General features: G+C 64.7%; 12 protein-coding genes and 1 other RNA gene. 8 read left to right on the top strand and 5 right to left on the bottom strand.

All coding sequences use genetic code 11. From position 1 onward, the window contains the following. Positions 1–123 precede the first annotated feature (123 nt). The 5 genes from DXV50_RS08335 (at position 124) to DXV50_RS08315 (ending at position 4,257) form a co-directional block, all read left to right on the top strand. Entirely contained in the window at positions 124–678 is a 555-nt protein-coding gene (locus DXV50_RS08335; protein ID WP_117205753.1) for a hypothetical protein, read from the top strand. A 117-nt stretch (positions 679–795) separates the two neighbouring features. Continuing rightward, positions 796–2,487 (top strand): glucose-6-phosphate isomerase, encoded by a 1,692-nt coding sequence (gene pgi, locus DXV50_RS08330; protein WP_117205752.1) that lies wholly within the window; start codon positions 796–798, stop codon positions 2,485–2,487. A 249-nt stretch (positions 2,488–2,736) separates the two neighbouring features. Further along, a complete protein-coding gene (locus DXV50_RS08325; protein WP_117205751.1) occupies positions 2,737–3,315 on the top strand; it encodes a hypothetical protein in 579 nt (192 codons plus the stop codon). 113 nt (positions 3,316–3,428) lie between these two features. Further along, positions 3,429–3,524, top strand: an RNA gene (gene ffs / locus DXV50_RS08320) — signal recognition particle sRNA small type. Between the two features lie 94 nt (positions 3,525–3,618). Continuing rightward, on the top strand, positions 3,619–4,257 hold the full coding sequence (locus tag DXV50_RS08315) for a VTT domain-containing protein (protein WP_117205750.1): 639 nt from the start codon (positions 3,619–3,621) through the stop codon (positions 4,255–4,257). Positions 4,258–4,321: 64 nt separating this feature from the next. Here DXV50_RS08315 and DXV50_RS08310 read toward each other — a convergent pair whose 3' ends face one another. Next, entirely contained in the window at positions 4,322–5,689 is a 1,368-nt protein-coding gene (locus tag DXV50_RS08310) for an IS3 family transposase (RefSeq protein ID WP_117204237.1), read from the bottom strand. Between the two features lie 188 nt (positions 5,690–5,877). Here DXV50_RS08310 and DXV50_RS08305 point away from each other — a divergent pair, with 188 nt between their 5' ends. Next, positions 5,878–7,086, top strand: coding sequence for an MFS transporter (locus DXV50_RS08305; protein ID WP_147556705.1), 1,209 nt, complete (start codon positions 5,878–5,880; stop codon positions 7,084–7,086). Positions 7,087–7,352: 266 nt separating this feature from the next. Here DXV50_RS08305 and DXV50_RS08300 read toward each other — a convergent pair whose 3' ends face one another. Both DXV50_RS08300 and DXV50_RS08295 read right to left on the bottom strand, forming a co-directional pair. Next, positions 7,353–8,693 (bottom strand): ATP-binding protein, encoded by a 1,341-nt coding sequence (locus DXV50_RS08300; RefSeq protein ID WP_117205748.1) that lies wholly within the window; start codon positions 8,691–8,693, stop codon positions 7,353–7,355. Continuing rightward, entirely contained in the window at positions 8,693–9,406 is a 714-nt protein-coding gene (locus DXV50_RS08295) for a LytR/AlgR family response regulator transcription factor (RefSeq protein WP_160118239.1), read from the bottom strand. Before DXV50_RS08295 ends, DXV50_RS08300 begins: the two co-directional genes overlap by 1 nt. Before the next feature lie 135 nt (positions 9,407–9,541). Here DXV50_RS08295 and DXV50_RS08290 point away from each other — a divergent pair, with 135 nt between their 5' ends. Then, entirely contained in the window at positions 9,542–12,367 is a 2,826-nt protein-coding gene (locus DXV50_RS08290) for a beta-glucosidase (protein WP_147556704.1), read from the top strand. 409 nt (positions 12,368–12,776) lie between these two features. Here the strand turns inward: DXV50_RS08290 and DXV50_RS08285 are convergent, their stop codons facing one another. Then, positions 12,777–14,141 (bottom strand): ATP-binding protein, encoded by a 1,365-nt coding sequence (locus DXV50_RS08285; RefSeq protein WP_117205745.1) that lies wholly within the window; start codon positions 14,139–14,141, stop codon positions 12,777–12,779. Then, complete coding sequence (locus tag DXV50_RS08280; protein ID WP_117205744.1) at positions 14,141–14,851, bottom strand: LytR/AlgR family response regulator transcription factor; 711 nt, start codon at positions 14,849–14,851, stop codon at positions 14,141–14,143. Before DXV50_RS08280 ends, DXV50_RS08285 begins: the two co-directional genes overlap by 1 nt. A gap of 122 nt (positions 14,852–14,973) precedes the next feature. Here DXV50_RS08280 and DXV50_RS08275 point away from each other — a divergent pair, with 122 nt between their 5' ends. Continuing rightward, entirely contained in the window at positions 14,974–18,078 is a 3,105-nt protein-coding gene (locus DXV50_RS08275; protein WP_117205743.1) for a glycoside hydrolase family 3 C-terminal domain-containing protein, read from the top strand. Positions 18,079–18,258: the final 180 nt, after the last annotated feature.

Raw genomic sequence — 18,258 nt, 5'->3', positions numbered from 1 at the left:
TTTACTTGTCTGCCTTATACCCCGAACTAAACTGGAGGACACACATCAACGGCGGCCGCGGCGCCCCGACAGGCGAGAAGCCCGTCCGGCCCAAGGCCCATCCCAAGGCAAAACGGAGGCCCCATGGCATCGGAGCGCGAGCAGAGGCGCCAGGCGTACGTGGAGAAGACGAGGTCGGAGGTGGCCTCGCTCGTGGAGCGCGGCGTGCGCATGGGCGGCAACGCCTTCTCTCCCGTGCTGCTGGCAAAGGGCGAGCTCACGCCCGAGGAGGCTGCCGGCGCCGAGCCCTTCTCTGGTTCCGACGGCGCCGCGCTCAAGGCGTCGCTCAAGGCCCTGGGCTACGCGCCCGAGGACTGGGAGACGCTCGTCGCCGTGGACGCCGCCGGCGCGCCGCTCGCCCCGGACCTCATGCGCCTTGCCGTGGCCACGCTCGACCCGGCCACCCTCATCTGCTGCGACGAGACCGCCACGCAGGCCGTCCGCGACGCCTACGCCGAGGAGCTCTCGGGCCTGGAGGACCTCAACGAGGCGCTTCTCCCTGCGGGCATGGTCGCCCACGTCTGCGGCATGCGCTTCCTCAACCTCGGCGGCTTTGCCGCGGCCCTCGGCAACCCTCGCCAGAAGCAGGTCATGTGGGCCCGTCTGAAGCAGGTGCCCCCGCTCGCGGAGCCATATTAGCCGTTCACCGGACAAAGCCGTTGCCGTAAAATGGAACCGGTATGTGGCCGAGCACCCTCTTCGCACCTGCGGCAAGGGCCCCGGTCCCAAGTACTCCATCCAAAGGAGGACATGCACATGTCTTGCATCCCCGCACCCATCGACGCCACCCAGACCCCGGAGTGGGCCGCCCTTGCCGCCCACCAGAAGGAGATGGCTGACGGCTTCACCCTCAAGGAGGAGTTCGCCAAGGACGCCCAGCGCGTGGAGAAGTTCTCCTTTGACATGGACGACCTGCACTTTGACCTCTCCAAGAACCTGATTGACCAGAAGACCGTGGACCTTCTCTGCGACCTGGCCCGCGCGGTCAAGCTGGAGGAGCGCCGCGACGCCATGTATGCCGGCGAGCACATCAACACCACCGAGGACCGCGCCGTCCTGCACACCGCGCTGCGCCGCCCCGCCTCCGACAAGGGCAAGTTCGTCGTGGACGGCCAGGACACCGTGGCCGACGTCCACGAGGTGCTGGACCGCATGTACGCCTTTGCCAACAAGGTCCGCTCCGGCGAGTGGAAGGGCGTTTCCGGCAAGCGCATCGAGCACGTCGTGAGCATCGGCATCGGCGGCTCCGACCTGGGCCCGGTCATGGTCTACGAGGCCCTGAGGCCCCTGGCCGACGCCGGCATCGACTGCCGCTACGTCTCCAACATCGACCCCAACGACATGGCCGAGAAGGTCCGCGGCCTGGACCCGGAGACCACCCTGTGCATCATCGTCTCCAAGACCTTCACCACGCTCGAGACCCTGACCAACGCCCGCGAGGCCAAGACCTGGATGCTCCAGAGCCTGCGCGCCGCCGGCGCCATTGACGGCTCTGCCGAGCAGGACGCCGACGCCATTCGCAAGCACTTTGTGGCCGTCTCCACCGCCCTTGACCTTGTCGCCGACTTTGGCATCGACCCCGAGAACGCCTTTGGCTTCTGGAACTGGGTCGGCGGCCGCTACTCCGTGGACTCTGCCGTGGGCCTCTCGCTGATCATCGCCTTTGGTCCGGAGCGCTTCCAGGAGTTCCTGGCCGGCTTCCACGACATGGACCACTACTTCAAGAACACCCCGCTGGAGAAGAACGTCGTCGCGCTCATGGGCCTCATGAACGTCTGGTACGTCAACTTCTGGGGCATGGGCAGCCACGCCGTCCTGCCGTACAACCAGTACCTGCACCGCTTCCCGGCCTACCTGCAGCAGCTCACCATGGAGTCCAACGGCAAGTCCGTTCGCTGGGACGGCACGCCCGTGACCTCCGCCACCGGCGAGGTCTTCTGGGGCGAGGCCGGCACCAACGGCCAGCACGCCTTCTACCAGCTCATTCACCAGGGCACCCGCGCCATCCCGGCCGACTTCATCGCCTTCGTGAACACGCCCAACCCCACCAAGGACGACGGCCAGGACGTCCACGAGCTCTTCCTGGGCAACTTCCTCGCGCAGACCAAGGCCCTCGCCTTTGGCAAGACGGCCGACGAGGTCCGCGCCGAGGGCACGGCCGAGTGGATGGTCCCCGCCCGCGTCTTTGACGGCAACCGCCCGACCACGTCCGTCTTTGGCTGCGAGCTGACCCCGCACGCCCTGGGCGAGCTCATTGCCCTCTACGAGCACATCACCTTTGTCGAGGGTACCGTCTGGGGCCTTGACTCCTACGACCAGTGGGGCGTCGAGCTGGGCAAGCAGCTTGCCAAGCAGATTACGCCGGCCTTCCACGACGACGAGGCCCTGGCCCAGCAGGACGCCAGCACCCAGGCGCTCATCGCCTACTACCGTGCCCACCGCAGGTAGTGCTTCTCGCCTGGTTTCTTGCTTGATATAGCGGCTCAAATTGACGGAGGCCCCGGGGACACAGTCCCTGAGGCCTCCACTTTGGCAGCTGCCAAGCTGTAACGCTCTACAGTGCGAGGGCACGCGTTTCGCGAACTCCGACGTGCGCTCGCTCCCTGCACGGTTAGTATGTTGCCCGGTGGCGGCTTGCCTAAACCTGCCCGCCCGCCGCCGACAATTCCTCCATGACCCCCCCAAGGAGCCCGACCCATGGCAAAGAAGAAGACCGCCCGCAAGACCCGCCCGGCATCCGCCGAGCCCTCTTACAAGTTTGATGACGAGAAGTACGAAGGGCTGCGCTTCTCCGCCACCTATGACTACGGTGAGTTGGCGCTTTCCAAGGCCGCGTCGTACCTGGGCGGCCAGAAGGCGCGCATTGCGTCGTTTGCGGTGTCCATGGCGTGCCTGGCCCTGATGATTGTGGTGCTCATTGCCGACGCCAACAACCTGGCGCCTGCCATCGTGCTTCTGGTGCTTTCCATGGCGGCCACGGCGGTCTCCACCAACTGGCACAACATGCAGCTTCGGTACGCGCGCAACAGCAGCCTGGGCTTCAAGGGAACCTCCTCGCGCCGTCACGTCGTCGTGACCGGCGACGCGGTCTATGTGGCCGACGAGTCCGGTGCCGAGGAGCGCTACGACCTCTCTGACCTGCGCAGCGTTTCTGCCGACGACGACGGCCTGCTGGCTGGCTTCGGCGGGCGCCGCTACGCCTACGTGCCGTCGACGGCCATGAGCGCCAGCCGCTTCCAGGAGCTCTCCCGCGAGCTGGAGGCCACGCGGAGCTAGCCGCGAGCCGCGTGCAGCGAGCCGCGTGCAGCGAGCCGCGTGCGGCCATGGCTTTCTGGTGGACACGAGCCGCTGGGTGCGGCGGTCTGCTAAAGTCTTTGACAAGAGCGCGTTCGATGGGTTCGGGCGACGTCACACCTCGAACCTGGTCAGGGCCGGGAGGCAGCAGCCATAAGGGGCCTCTGGCGGGTGCCCGTTCCCATCGAGCGCGCTTTTTTGCTGCCCTGCGGCCCTGGTCGCAGGGCGGTTCTGTATGGGGGTGTCTTTCCGGCGCGCCGGCCGCGCCGCTGCCAAAGGAGATCAATGGGCTTCGTCGACTTCATCATGAACCTGCTGCGCGACCCGCGCGCCGCCATCGCAAGCTGGATCGCCGCCGGCCCGGTCATGGCCTATGGCTGCGTCTTCCTCATCATCTTCATCGAGACGGGCGTGGTCTTCTTCCCGTTCCTCCCTGGCGACTCCCTGCTGTTTGCCTCGGGCTTCTTTGCCCAGGGCGGCGGGTTCAACATCGTGGCGCTTCTCGCCGTTGCCTGGGCCGCCGCCATCCTTGGCGACCAGTGCAACTTCATGATCGGCCACTTCTTTGGCAAGAAGATCGTCGAGTCCGGCAAGGTCAAGGCCATGACGCCGGAGCGCCTCCAGAAGTCCGAGGCCTTCCTGCAGAAGTGGGGCCACCTGGCCATCTTCCTGGGCCGGTTCTTCCCGTTCATCCGCACCTTCGTGCCGTTCATTGCCGGCATGGGCGGCATGCACTGGCGCAACTTCGTGATCTTCAACGTGCTGGGCGGCATCACCTGGTCCACCCTGTTCACGCTGCTGGGATACTTCTTTGGCGGCATCCCGTTTGTCCAGGAGCACTTTGAGCTGCTCATTGTCGGCATCGTGCTCGTGAGCGTCATCCCCACCATCGTGGGCCTGGTGAAGGCCAAGCTCAGCAAGTAACGGTCCCGCAAATTGGGGACGTGTTCAAATTTGCGCAAAAACGAACGGGGGTGCGGACAATTTCTTAGACACTACGGAGAGAGTACCCCAGGTCCCTGCGGTACTGCTCCGGGCTCCTCCACCCCAGGCTCCGCTTGATCCTGCCCGAGTTGTAGTAGGCGAGGTAGCCCGCCAGGCGCCGCCGGAACTCCTCGAAGCCCACCCCGGACCAGTCCCTGCCGTGGTAGAACTCCTGCTTGAGCCGGCCGAAGAAGCCCTCGGCCGCGGCGTTGTCGGGGCTGCGGCCCTTCCTCGACATGCTGCGCACCAGGCCGTGGCGCTCGCATATCGCCGCCCAGCCCGGCCACCTGTAGTGGCAGCCGCGGTCGGTGTGGACCACGGGCCGCTCGCCGGCCGCGAGCGTCGAGGCCGCCGCCTCCAGCATCGAGTCGGCCATGCGGGCGTCGGGGGACTCCGACAGGGTCCACGCCACGACCGCCCCGTCGAAGCAGTCGACCACCGGCGACAGCCAGCAGCGCCCCGACCCTATCGTGAACATGGTGACGTCGGTGACCCACAGCTCGTTGGGGCGCGAGGCGGAGAAGTCGTGGGTGCCGTCGGGGCGCAGCGGCAGGTTGGGAGGGGCCTCGGAGACCTCGCCGGCATAGCTGCTCCAGCGCCTGCGGCGCCTCAGGTAGCGCACCTCGAGCCCCTCCTCGCGCATGACGCGCCTCACGACCTTCTCGGAGACCGCCAGGGGCTCGTCGGGGTCCAGGCGCAGCCTCGCCCATATCGTGCGGTAGCCCCAGGCCCCGCCCCCGGCCTCGAACAGGGCGCGCACCCGCGCCCTCAGGGCGGCCAGGCGGTCGGGGGCGCCCCTGCGGGCGCGGTGGTAGTAGTAGGTGCTGCGCGCCACGCCGGCCGCGCGCAGGGCGTCCTCCAGGCCGAACCCGGGCCTAAGGGCGTCGGCGACCAGCGCCCTCTCCGCCGCCGTCAGCGAGTCCGGGCCCCGCCCCGGGCCGCCTCCTTTTAGGACGTCCAACACCGCCTCGGCCCTGGCGAGCTCCAGCCTCAGGGCCCGGTTCTCGGCCCTGAGGGCCTCCAGGTCCCCGGGGTCGGCCGGCGGCGGCACGCGCGGGGCGCCCCGTCCGTTCGCGAGCGACACCTCGCCCTCCCTCCCCGCGGCGCGGGCCCAGCCGCGCACGGTCTCCGGGTGGCAGCCGATCGACGCGGCGACCTCGGCGGGGTCCTCCCCGGCGAGCGCCCTGCGCGCGGCGTCGGCCCTCTGGGCAAGAGTATAGGGGGCGTGCCAGCCGACGCCCAGGTCGCCGGACGCCCAGCGCCTGATCGACTCGGCGGAGGCGAGCCCCGACTCCCTGGCGAACCTGTGGGCCGGCCGGCCGGACTCGCGCCAGAGCCCCAGGATGGCGTCCCTCTCGTCGCTCGAGTACATTGCGGGCTCCAATCCGGACGCCTGTCGGCGTCCAACTTTTCGTCCGCACCCCCAACACGTCCCCAATTTGCGGGGCGGACGGCTATAATGACCTGCGTCAATGAGTGGCCCTGTGGCGTAAGTCCAATTGATGGGCCGCTCGACCTTCCTCGGACGGCCATGTTCCGTCTCGTCGAAGGGAATCAAACGTGCAAGCAAGTTCTTCTCGCCAGAAATCGCCGTGCAAGCTGTGGACGCGTGACCTGGTGTTGATCATCCTGGTCAACCTGTGCGTCTTCACCAACCACATCATGAGCCTCTCGACCTTTCCGTTCTACATCCAGAGTCTGGGCGGTACCGAGGCCCAGGCTGGCATGTGTGCGGCGTTCTTCTGCCTGGTGGCCGTTGTGGTGAGGCCCTTTGTGGGCTGGTGGCTGGACAACGGCGCCCGCAGGGCGGTGCTAGTGGCGGGCCTGGTCCTGCTGGCTTTGGCCCCGGTGGGCTACGTCTGCGTGCCCGTGCTCTCCATGGCGATCCTGTTCCGCATGGTGCATGGCGCGGCGCTCTCGCTTTCCAACTCCACCACGGCGACCGTCGCCTCCGACGTCATTGCCCGCCCGCGATTTGCCGAGGGCATGGGCTACTTTGGCATGGCAACGGCCCTGGCCAGCGCCATCGCTCCGGCGCTGGGTCTCGAGCTCATGGGCTTTGGCTTCAACGTGCTCTACCTGGCCGCGGCGGCAATCTCCGTGCTGGCGCTGGTGCTGTTCTGCTTCATCCGCACGCCCAAGCCGAAGGTGGAGAAGCGCCCGCTCAGCCTGAAGGGCCTCGTCAACAGGGACTCTCTGCCGGCAACCTGCACCATGCTGGTCTTCATGTTCACCTTCGGCGCGCTTGAGAACTTCGTCGCCATCTACGCGGCAAACGAGGGGCTGCCCTCTGGCTCGCTCTACTTTGTGGTCATGTCCGTGGTCCTGCTGCTGGTCCGCGTCTTCCTGGGAAAGCTGGTGGACGAGCGCGGCGAGGCCTTCTTCGTCTACACGGGCAACGCGGCCATGATCTGCGCGCTGCTGCTTTTGGCCTTTGTGCCCAACGTGGCGACCTTCCTGGTCTCTGGCGCGCTGGCCGGATACGCCTTTGGCGGCCTGGAGCCGGCCCTGCAATCCATGGCCGTCCACACCGCCACCGACGAGACGCGCGGTTCGGCCAACTCCACCTTCCTGTGCGGATATGACATCGGCTATGGCCTGGGCGGCGGCGTCTCTGGCGTGCTTATTACCTCGGTGGGCTACGGCAACATGTGGGCGCTGGTGTCTCTGGCCTGCGTGGCGAGCATTGCGCTCTACGTCATGTGGGCTCGCCACAGCGAGACGAGCTTCTCCAAGGCGCTGGCGGAGGCTCGCGGGCGTACGGCATAGCGCAATCTGGCAGATTCGACCGTGATTTGCCGTCGGCGGGGCGACCTTGGGCAGCTCGCCGACGGCAAACTTCGTCTTGTATGTATCACTTTTGAGAAGTTGCAAGTAGACCGGCATTTGCGAGCCGAAACAACTGGGAAAACGCCAAGAAAATAGCGGCGGCTACTCAGGAACTAGCCAAAGTGATACATACAAGACGAAGTTTGTATCGACGTTGGCAATCGCGACTGCCGAACTGCCCTGCGGGACGAGCCGCGGGGAGGCCCCTATGGGAGCGGAATCATGATGTCCAGTCGGAAGGTTCCATCGTCTGCGCTGGCGGAGAAGGTGCCTCCGTAGCGCTCGGCCGTCTGCCGCATGGACCTGACGCCAAAGCCGTGCGATGCGCGGTCTGCCTTGCTGGTCTGCGGCATTCCGTCCACGAACGCGGGCGCCGCGTCGCAATAGTTCTCCACGTGGACGCTTGCGCACCCCATGACCTGCCGCACCACAAGCGTGATGGAGCGCTTTGCCTGGTCGTCGAGGGTGGTCACCGCTTCTATGGCGTTGTCCAGCGCGTTTCCGAACAGCGCGTAGATGTCCGCTGCGGCCATGAAGGCCAGCGCGCCGCCGTCCGCAACGCAGGTCAGCGTGATCTTGCGGCTCTCGCACAGCAGCCGCTTCTCGGTGAGGATGGTGTCCAGCGCCTCGTTGCCGGTCTTGACGGACGAGTCGTAGATCGAGATGTCGTGTGCGAGGTCGGCCAGCGCCTCGCCGCTCACCACGGCGCCGCCCTGCGCGAGCGAGCGGATCTGATGGCGCAGATCGTGGCACTTGATGTTGATGGCCTCCACGTTCTCTCGAGAAAGGCGCAGCTGCCGATCGTGCTCTGCCAGCAGGCGCTCGGTCGTCGCCTGTTCCTGCTCTAGGTGCGTTCGGTACAGCATTTGATACTCGACCCACAGAAGCGCCACGCAGAGAAGCCCGTGCAGCAGGCGCAAGGCGACAAAGTAGCAGGGCGCTATGCCGTCTGCCGCCAGGCACTTGATCAAGACGTCGAAGCCAATTATCACAAGGCAGACAACGGGCATCATGGCAAGCATGCCGTGGTTCTCCACCGTCTCAAGGCCGCGTTGCTCGAGCCTGCGGGAGAACAGGAGATAGCAAGGTACATAGGTCAGTGGTATGCAAATGAAGTTGACGACCAGGTGGAATGAGATGGTCGCCGGTGCCGCGCCCATCGTTGCCGCAAGGGAGGAGACGAGCTCCATGGCACCCGAGGCAAGGTTCTGGATGGTGTAGCCGGCCGTCGCGCAGAAGGATGCCGTCCATACGGAGACGTCATACAAATACATCAAACCATAAATCAAAAGCGGCTGCAGAAGCGAGAAGAAGACTGCCTGGAACACATATCCCGCCGAAGGGCCCTCTGGTGCTGCAACCAGGCAGGCGGCAACCATGAGGGCAAAGTGCAGGACGAGAGCGAGCGTCGCGAGCCCAAGCTTCGGCCAGAACGCTGGCTTCTTGGGCAGTTTCTGAGAGAAGAGTCCCATTCCAAGGTAGACGCGAACGAGGGCACAGAGGAGCACCAGCTCGACGAGTTCGATGTCTGAGGTCTCCGCAACCATCACTGGCTTGCCCCTGCGTAGCGCGCCAGCGCCTCGAGCACCTGCGCCTTTCTTGACCGCGAGATGCTCAGCTCGCTGCCGTCGCTCATGGTCAGCTCGTTGGCGCGGACTCGCTTGACCTGCCCCATATTGGCGATATGGCTTGCGGAGATTCGGCAGAAGCGCTCCTCGCCTAGCAGCTCGGCGGTTTCCTTGATGGAGCCACGCATGCGCAGCGGCTCCGCCTCGCCCGCAATGTGCCAGTAGAGGTCATGCTTCAAAATCTCCACGAAGACGATGTCCTTTGCGGGCACCATGCGCAGGCCGCTTGCGGTGGAGAGGCTCACGGCCTCGGAGTCGTTTCTGGCCATGACACGTATGACGCGGCCCATCCGCAGGGAAAAGTCCTCGTAGGCGATGGGCTTCACCATGAAGTCGACGGCGTCCACCTGGTACCCGCGCACGGCGTACTGGGCGAGGTCGGTCACAAAGACGAGAGGTGTGACCTGGTCCTTCTGCCGAATGATCTCCGCGGCTTCCATGCCGTTGATGCCGGGCAGGCCAATATCAAGAAAGATCACGTCGGCAGGGTGGTTGCCCTCAAGGAGCTCTAATGCGCTCCCAAGAATCTCAATGGAGAAGCCCGTGCCCTTCTCGGCGGCAAAGCGCGCGAGGTGGCTGCGCAGCACGTCGGCTGCGCAAGCGTCGTCCTCCACGATGAGCGCTCGATACAAAGGCGAATCCCCTCCGTCAACTAAGTCCCTCTTGGCGCATTTTAAGTCATCGTTCCCAAACGCGAGTTGCCCGTTCGTAGGATGCGGGCAGTTACGTTGGGCTAGTGGGCGCGTCGCGCCCGGGAAGGAAGGAACATGGGAGGAGAGAAGAAGCCGCACGCCCCGCGTCGCGCCAACAGGCCGCTATTGGTCATCGTGTGTCTGCTGGTCGCGCTGGTCGCGGCGTTCTCGGTCGTGGGGTACGTGCTGGTGGTCCCGCACGCGGACCTCGCGGCTCCGTACGTATCGGTGGCGGATACCTCGAGCGAGCAGGCAAAGTCCGCAAGCGCCGCGACCGCTGCCATCACGGAGGAGGTCGAGTCCGAGGCAGTGACGCTGCTCAAGGACGATGGCGCGCTGCCGCTGGCCGCTGGAGCCAAGGTCAACGTCTTTGGCTCCACGGCCGGTAACAACTTCAGCTATGGCGGAACCGGATCCGGAGCTGGCAACGAGTCCAATAACGTCTCATTCTACCAGGGCCTTGCCAACGCCGGCATCCAGGTCAACGAGGACCTCAAGGCCTTCTATGACCAGAACGCCCCCGAGTCCATCTCTTACGGACTCGTTGGTACTGACTTCAACAACTATGAGCTGCCGCAGTCCGACTACGACCCGGCGCTTATCGATGCCGCTCGCGACTACTCCGATACCGCGCTCGTGGTTCTGACCCGCAAGGGCGGCGAGGGCACCGACCTGCCGATGGATATGGCGAACTTCACCGGATCCGAGGCGGGCCGCAACTACCTCGAGATCACCCCTAACGAGGAGGATCTTCTCGCCATGGTCGAGAAGAACTTCTCCAAGGTGGTTGTGGTGCTGAACTCGCCCAATGCCATGGAGCTTGGCTTCCTTGACAACGAGGCTGTCGACGCCGCCATCTGGGTGGGCACGCCGGGCGCCACGGGATGCAACTCCATCGGCAAGGTGCTGACGGGCGAGGTTAACCCGTCTGGCAAGACCGTTGACACCTTCCCGTATGCGCAGGAGAGCGCGCCGAGCTACTACAACTTTGGCGAGTTCGCCTACGACAACGTGACGACCACCAACACCGCTATACTCGCAGGCACAGGCGATGCCGTCGCCGGCACCACCCCGTTCTACTTCGTGGACTACCAGGAGGGCATCTACGTCGGGTACCGTTACTTTGAGACCGCCGCTGCCGACGGCTTCATCGACTATGACTCCACGGTGCAGTACCCGTTTGGCTATGGTCTCTCGTACACCACGTTTGATCAGAAGTTGGACGACGTTGAGGACGATGGCACCACCATTACGGCCAAGGTGACCGTCACCAACACCGGTTCCGTCGCCGGCAAGCAGGTGGTGCAGATCTACGTGGGCGCCCCGTACACCAAGGGCGGCATCGAGAAGAGCTCTGTGGTCCTCGCGGGCTTCCAGAAGACCAAGCTGCTCGAGCCCGGCGAGAGCCAGGCGCTAACCATCAGCTTTGCCAAGGAGGACATAGCAAGCTACGACTACACGGGCGTGAAGGCCGAGGGAGGCTCCTACGTGCTGGAAGCCGGTGACTACGCCATCAACCTTCAAACTGACTCCCACAACGTGGTCGACTCCCGCACCGTGCACGTGGATGCCGACGTCATCTACAACGACGCCAACGACGGCAAGCGCGCGAGCGACGACGAGACTGCCGTCAACCGCTTTGACGACGTTTCCTATGGCGACGACGTGACATACCTCTCTCGCGCGGACTGGGCGGGCACCATGCCCACCGAGCGCCCGGCGGCGGTCAAGGACGCTACCGACGAGCAGATTCAGGCCCTCACGAGCCCGGCGCCGCTCGAGAACGCCGACGTCGAGGACATCGTGACCGGCAAGAAGAACGGGCTGACGCTGGAGGACGTGCGTGGCCTTGACTACGACGACCCCAAGTGGAATGACCTTCTCGACCAGGTGACCCTCGACGAGATGGAGAGGCTCGTGGGCAACGCCGGCTGGGCGACCACCAGCGTGCCTTCTGTCGAGAAGCCCGTAATCGTGGAGTGCGACGGACCCAACGGCGTCAACAACCTTCAGACTGGCGTGCAGGGCACTCAACTCACTGGCCAGAGCACGCTTGGCTACACCTGGAATGTGGAGCTTGCGCAGCGTCTGGGCCAACTCTTTGGACAGGAGGCGCACGCCTACGGCATTGGTGGCCTTTATGCTCCGGGCGCCGACACGCATCGCAGCGCCTTCGGCGGCCGTAACTACGAGTATGTGGGCGAGGACCCGGTGCTCACGGGCAAGATGGTCGCCGCGGAGGTGTCGGGGATGCAGAGCGAGGGCGTCTATGCCTACGTCAAGCACTTCATTGCCAACGACCAGGAGACCCACCGCGCCGACGGTGGCCTTGTTACCTGGGCAAACGAGCAGTCGCTCCGCGAGATCTACCTTCGCGCGTTTGAGATTGTGGTCAAGGATGGCGGCGCTACGGGCATGATGAGCGCGTACAACCGCCTGGGAACCACGCCCGTGGCCGAGAGCTCAGCGGCTTTGACGGACGTTCTGCGTGGCGAGTGGGGCTTCCGTGGCGCCGTCGTCACTGACTGCACCATGGCCGCCAGCACGTCTGACCCCAACCGCAGCCTGCGTGCCGGCAACGACCTCAGCCTTAACCTGCTGCAGGACCTGTACTTGACCAATGACACAACCGGCACTGCGTCTGGCCACCAGGCCCTGCGTCGTGCCACGCACAACGTGCTCTATATGGTGGCCAATAGCTCCGCGACTGAATACGCCGCCGTGCCGAGCCTGCGTGGAACCGTGCTCACCTTCTTCATCGTGCTCGATGTCGTGGTCGCCGCGCTCTTTGGCCTCTACCTGTGGCGCCGCCACGTCCGTATGGTCCGCTGGCGTGAGGCCGGCAAGCCCGCCGGACGCATTGCGACCTGGATTCGCAGCCGCAAGGAGGGCAAGGAGTAGGGTTTTGGCCGCTTGTTGACCGATGTGACGCTCTGCGGCACGATGGGCTGGGACTCCAGATGGGGTCCCAGCCCTTTTTGCGGCGCCCGCTGTGCAGAACTCCCCTTCGTGCGAGTGTCTTGACTTTGGCTGTGCAGAAGTGCGCTTGGTGCGAGTCCCTTTTCGGGCCTTGGGGGCAAATATCAATAACGCAATGTATATCTTCGTGGGAAACCGCAGCTCGCAATGCGGGCGGCTGCATAAACTCCCACGGCTTGCTGCCAAAGCCTCCGAAAGGCACTCACACCAAGGCCACTTCTGCACAAGCCGCAGAAAATCACTCACACGAAGGCGCGTTCTGCACAGGGTTCGGGCTTCGAGTTGCCAGTCGAGCCCTAATAGCCGCCTGCACGTTAGGTTCCCAAGCTCCTTACGGCAACGGAATCATTGCGTTGACGTGGAACGTGCGTCCCTCGCGGTCCACGAGAGTGGCCAGCGTGCCTCCGTACCCCTCCACCGTGAGCCGCATGGACCGCAGCCCAAAGCCGTGGTTGGCGATGTCGTCTTTGCTGGTAAGGAGCGTTCCCTCCCCGTTGACCACGGGCTCGTGCGCATAACGGTTCTCCACGTGGATGGAGGCCACACCGGCAACCTGCCTCACCACCAGGCTGACGCTGCGCATTGCGATGTCGTCCAGCCCGCGCGTGGCCTCGATGGCATTGTCCAGGGCGTTTCCAAAGAAGGAGTAGATGTCTGCGTCTCGCATGAAGCCAAGTGCGGCACCATCCGCCACGCAGCTCAGGGTGATTCCCTCGTTTGTGCAGGTCAGGCGCTTCTCCGTGAGAATGGTGTCCAGAGCCTCGTTGCCGGTGCGCACGGCAGAGTCGTAGAACTCCACCTCATGCGCGAGGTCCGCCAGCGCCCGCGGGTCCGCAACGGCGCCGCCAGCCAGCGCTCTGATTTGGTGTTTGATGTCGTGGCACTTGACGTTGATGGCCTCTATGTTGGCGCGGCTGAGCTCATACTGCCGCTCGCGCTCCGCATGCACGCGCGCTTCGGCCTCCCGTTCGATCTGCAGGCGCCTGTTGACCAGCAGCTCGTACTCAAGCGCAAAGGTCAGGATGCACATGAGCCCATGGGACACGCGCAGCGGCACCATGCACCAGTCCTCGATCCAGCCAAAGTCCCCAATGCACTTGATGAGCAGGTCAAACCCAATGACGCCGAGCATGACTGCCGCCATGATGGCCAACAGCGCCGGGTTCTCTATCTGCTCCAGTGCCTCTCGCCCGAGCTTGCGCACAAACGCCAGGTAAAACGGCACGTAGACGGCAAGGATACAGGTAACGTTGATGGCAAACCTCGTCAGGTGCGCCCCCAGCGAGCCGTCGGCTGCCTCGGGCACCCCCGCCAGCAGCCAGCAAAGTTCCGTCAGTCCGGACGCAAAGTTCTGCAGCGCGTATCCTGCCGTGCAACAGAACAGCGCCGTCCACGGCGTGGCCTTGTACAGCCACGCTACGACGCCCACCAAAAGCGCAAGCATCGCCGAGAAGAGCCCAAGCTGCAGCAGGTAGGAGGCCCCATCCGCGTCCGTGAAGGCTGGCGCTAGCCCCGCTCCGGCCACGGCGAGAAGCCCCACCGCAGCGGCCAGTGCGGCAATCCGCGCCCCAAAGCGCTCCCGTCGCGCTAACCGGCACGTGAACATGAGGATGCCGCCGCCAACGCTGCCCAGCGTCACCACGGCGGAGAGCGCGTACACCAGGGCTACCAGCCCATCGGCTCCCAGCTCCGGCATCAGATGCTCCTGCCGACGAAGTTGGCCAGCCGCTCAAGCGCTGCCTTCTTCTGGGACCTGCTGAAGAAGAGCTCCGTCCCATCCGCCACGGTCACGGATTCCGCGCCGATCCTCGTGACGCATCCCATGTTGACCAGGCACCCGCTGGACACCTTCACGAACTCGTCCTCGCCGAGCCTCTGCGCCGTGGCGCGCATGGTGCCGCGCTCCCTGAGTACGCGCCCATCGGCCAGGTGGTAACAGACGTCATGCTTGAGCATGTCAACAAACAGCAGGTCGGAGTGGGCAACAACGGCAACTCCGTCCTCCGTAGGCAGGGCGATCGTGCTGCGCGCGTTTCTGGTCATGATGCGCACCGCGCGGTCCAGGCGCATCGCAAAGTCGTGGTACTCCACGGGCTTGACCACAAAGTCCAGCGCGTCCACGGAGTAGCCACGCACCGCGTACTGGGCCAGGTTGGTCACAAAGATGAGCGGCGTCTGGGCGTCGTAACCGCGCATGATTTGCGCTGCCTCCATGCCGTTGATGCCGGGCATGTCGATGTCCATGAGCACGAGGTCGGCCGCGCGCCTGGCCTCGATGAACTCCAACGCGCTGCCGAGGGTCTCCACGTTAAGCTCCAGGCGCTTCTCGGCTGCATAGCGCGCAAGAAAGCCCCGAAGAACGTCTGCCTCGGCGGGCGTGTCCTCGACTATCAAGACCTTGAACATGGCTCCCCGATTCTGTCCGACTCCGCTACCGATTCTGTCACCGCCACCCGTCGGCTGTCACCTGAACGTAGCCTGAGCGTAGCGATAAGTTGGGCGAGAAGCCCGTGAAGGAAGGAGGGCTAGTGGCAAAGCAGATAAGTACCGCTCGCAAGGTGGGGCGGGTGATAAAGAGTGCCGTCAAGATTGTGGTGGCCGTGGCGCTGGTGGCCGTGCTTGTGGTCATGAACGTCGTGCTGCCGGGTACGATGAGCTCCGTAGGCCGCATGGCCAATAACATCCTCGGCTACGAGCAGCATTGGGACAACTCCAAGGCCGCAGACGACGGTCTTGACCTGCAGTACAACAAGGCCGACTACACCAAGGACACCATCAAGGACGCCCAGAAGGAGCTGGACCAGCAAATTGCGGCCGAGGGCATCACGATGCTCCAGAACGACGACCAGAGCCTGCCGCTCGCTCAGGGCACCAAGCTCAGCTTCTTTGGCGAGTCCGTCAAGAGCCTCGCGTCCTCGCAAAGCATGCTGAGCCAGGTTATGAGCTCGGGTGGCGATGACTTGAGCAAGCTCGCCGACGCCCTCAAGGCCCATGGGCTGGACGTCAACCAGGAGCTTCTTGACTTCTATACCACGGGGGCCGGCAAGGACTACAAGCTGGGCTCCGGCTCCCAGAGCTTCGGCGTCTCTGAAGACTTCTCCATCAACGAGTGCCCGCTCTCCGTCCTGGGCGACAACGGTATGCTGGATGGCGCCCAGGGCACCACGCCCATCTTTGTCCTTCGCCGCGTGGCCGGCGAGGGCCGAGACATGCCGCGCTCCATGTACAACCACGCGAGCAATCCCGTCGACCAGGCCAAGACCTACCTCGAGCCCGACACTACCGAGCTGGAGATCTTGCAGTACCTCAACGACAACTATGACAACACGGTGCTCGTGGTGAACACCGCCTCCGCGCTTGACCTGGACTTCCTGCGCAACATGCCCAACATCAAGTCCGTGCTCTTCGTGCCGTCGCTGGGCACCTACGGCATGGACTCCTTCGCCGGCATCCTGGCGGGCGACGTCAACCCGTCCGGTCGCACGGCGGACACTTTCTCGGGCAACCCGCTGGGCTCTCCTGCCGCACAGAACTACGGTGACTACGAGTATGTGGACGAGTCCGGCAACCTCACCGGCTACAACTACGCCACCTACGAGGAGGGCATCTACGTCGGCTACAAGTACTACGAGACCCGCTACGAGGACGCCGTCCTCGGCCAGGGCAATGCTGGCGACTTTGACTACGATGCCGAGGTCACGCACCCCTTTGGCTTTGGCCTCTCCTACACCACCTTTGAGTGGAGCGACTTTGCCACCTCATGGAACGGCGAGAAGTGCACCGCCACGGTGACCGTCAAGAACACCGGCGACCGTGCGGGCAAGGACGTCGTGGAGCTCTACGCCCAGAGTCCCTACACCGACTACGACCGCGCCAACGGCGTTGAGAAGGCCGCCGTCGAGCTCGTGGGCTTTGGCAAGACCAAGCTCCTGGAGCCCGGCGAGAGCCAGACCCTCACCATCGAGTTCGACCGCGAGCAGCTCAAGTCCTATGACACCAACGGTGCCAAGACCTACATCCTTGACGCGGGCACCTACTACATCGCCGCAGGCGCCAACGCACACGCCGCCGAGAACAACATTCTGGCCGCTCGCGGCGTCGCTGCGGGCGCCGAGGCCGGCGGCAATGCCGCGCTGGTCGCGACCTACGTCCCGGATAACGCCGACGTCGACGTGACCACCTACGCCATGGACTCCAAGACCGGTGTCGCCATCACCAACCAGTTCGACGCCGCCGCAGGCGACGCGACCTACCTCACCCGTGCTGACTGGGAGGGCACCTTCCCCACGCACGACGGTACGCCCATGGCCGGCCAGATCTCTACTTGGGGCAACGAGATCAACGGCGTTGACGCCGACGGCAACCCCGCCGCGCTCCTCTACACCAAGACGGCAAGCGCAGATCTTCTCGCCAAGCTTGACTCCACCGAGTCCGGCAGCCCCGTGGACCGCGCGAGCATCACCGACAAGCCCGTCTATGGCGCCAAGAACGGCCTGGAGCTCATCGACATGCGCGGCCTGGACTACGACGACCCCAAGTGGAGCGACCTTCTTGACGAGCTCACGCCCGAGGACTACTTCCTGAGCGTTGGCGTGGGCGGCTACGGCACCGCTGGCCTCAAGAGCGTCCAGAAGCCGTTCAACGTGGACGCCGACACCGCCGCGGGCCTCATCTACGGCGGCGCGGGCAGCATGGTCTCGGGCGATTCCGTGATGTACTGCACGCCGGTTACCGTTGCCATGACCTACAACCAGGACATCTACTCGCGCTATGGCGAGATGGTCGGCAACGAGGCGATTCTTGGCGGCGCCGCCGGCTGGTATGCCCCCTCGATGAACATCCACCGCACGCCGTTTACCGGCCGCAACGGCGAGTACTACTCCGAGGATGGCTTCCTCTCTGGCGTCGTGGGCTCGCTTGAGGTGCGCGGCGCGGCGAGCAAGGGCCTCTACGCCACCATCAAACACTTCGCCCTCAATGACCAGGAGAACCACCGCGGCGATACAGCTGGTCAGAAGTCCATGGCTACCTGGGCAAACGAGCAGGCCATCCGCGAGGTCTACCTCACGCCGTTTGAGATGTGCACCAAGGTCGACGACGTTGAGATGAGCTACCTGCAGAAGGACGGCGACACCTACAAGACCGCCACGCGCGAGGTCCCCGCGTGCACCGCCGTGATGAGCGCCTTCAACCGCATCGGCGCCACGTGGACGGGCGGCAACTACGCGCTGCTCACGGGCGTGCTCGCCAACGAGTGGGGCTTCCGCGGCTGGATTGTGACCGACTCTGCCTCCAGCGCCGGATCCTACATGGACGCGAGCCAGATGATCGAGGCCGGCGGCGTCTCCAAGCTCGCGCAGGCGGAGAGCCTGGCCAAGTGGAGCTTTGACCAGAACGACCCCGCCGAGTACCACTACGCCCGCGAGGCGGTACACAAGCTGCTCTACACCACGGCAAACAGCCACGTGATGAACGGTGCCATGCACGGCAGCGTGTGGGTGGACGGCCCGCAGAAGCTCGACTACGTTCGCTGGATCGGCACGGGCGTGAGCCTTGTGGGCCTGGGCCTCATCGGCTTCACCGGTTGGCGCAACCACGTCAAGCGTCGTGCCGAGAGGGTGGAGCGGGAGTAGGACGTTCGACCTCGAACGACGGCGACTCTTGCCGGTGGGCCGGGGCTCCGGATGGGGCCCCGGCCCGTTTCTTGCGGCCTGGCCGGTGCAGAAGTCACCTTCGTGTGAGTGATTTTGCTCTGCCGGTGCGGAAGTCCGCTTCGTGCGAGGCCTTTTTCGCTCCTTGGAAGCTATATCAAG

The sequence above is a fragment of the Paratractidigestivibacter faecalis genome (genome assembly GCF_003416765.1).
GTDB classification, from domain to species: Bacteria; Actinomycetota; Coriobacteriia; order Coriobacteriales; family Atopobiaceae; genus Paratractidigestivibacter; species Paratractidigestivibacter faecalis.
This window is presented reverse-complemented; position numbering and strand designations above follow the sequence as displayed.

What these genes read in the sequence shown, in the direction of transcription:
- DXV50_RS08335 (WP_117205753.1), top strand. Translation starts at nt 124, where the DNA reads ATGGCATCGGAGCGCGAGCAGAGGCGCCAGGCGTACGTGGAGAAGACG.
- pgi (WP_117205752.1), top strand. Translation starts at nt 796, where the DNA reads ATGTCTTGCATCCCCGCACCCATCGACGCCACCCAGACCCCGGAGTGG.
- DXV50_RS08325 (WP_117205751.1), top strand. Translation starts at nt 2,737, where the DNA reads ATGGCAAAGAAGAAGACCGCCCGCAAGACCCGCCCGGCATCCGCCGAG.
- DXV50_RS08315 (WP_117205750.1), top strand. Translation starts at nt 3,619, where the DNA reads ATGGGCTTCGTCGACTTCATCATGAACCTGCTGCGCGACCCGCGCGCC.
- DXV50_RS08310 (WP_117204237.1), bottom strand. Translation starts at nt 5,689, where the DNA reads ATGTACTCGAGCGACGAGAGGGACGCCATCCTGGGGCTCTGGCGCGAG.
- DXV50_RS08300 (WP_117205748.1), bottom strand. Translation starts at nt 8,693, where the DNA reads ATGGTTGCGGAGACCTCAGACATCGAACTCGTCGAGCTGGTGCTCCTC.
- DXV50_RS08290 (WP_147556704.1), top strand. Translation starts at nt 9,542, where the DNA reads ATGGGAGGAGAGAAGAAGCCGCACGCCCCGCGTCGCGCCAACAGGCCG.
- DXV50_RS08285 (WP_117205745.1), bottom strand. Translation starts at nt 14,141, where the DNA reads ATGCCGGAGCTGGGAGCCGATGGGCTGGTAGCCCTGGTGTACGCGCTC.
- DXV50_RS08280 (WP_117205744.1), bottom strand. Translation starts at nt 14,851, where the DNA reads ATGTTCAAGGTCTTGATAGTCGAGGACACGCCCGCCGAGGCAGACGTT.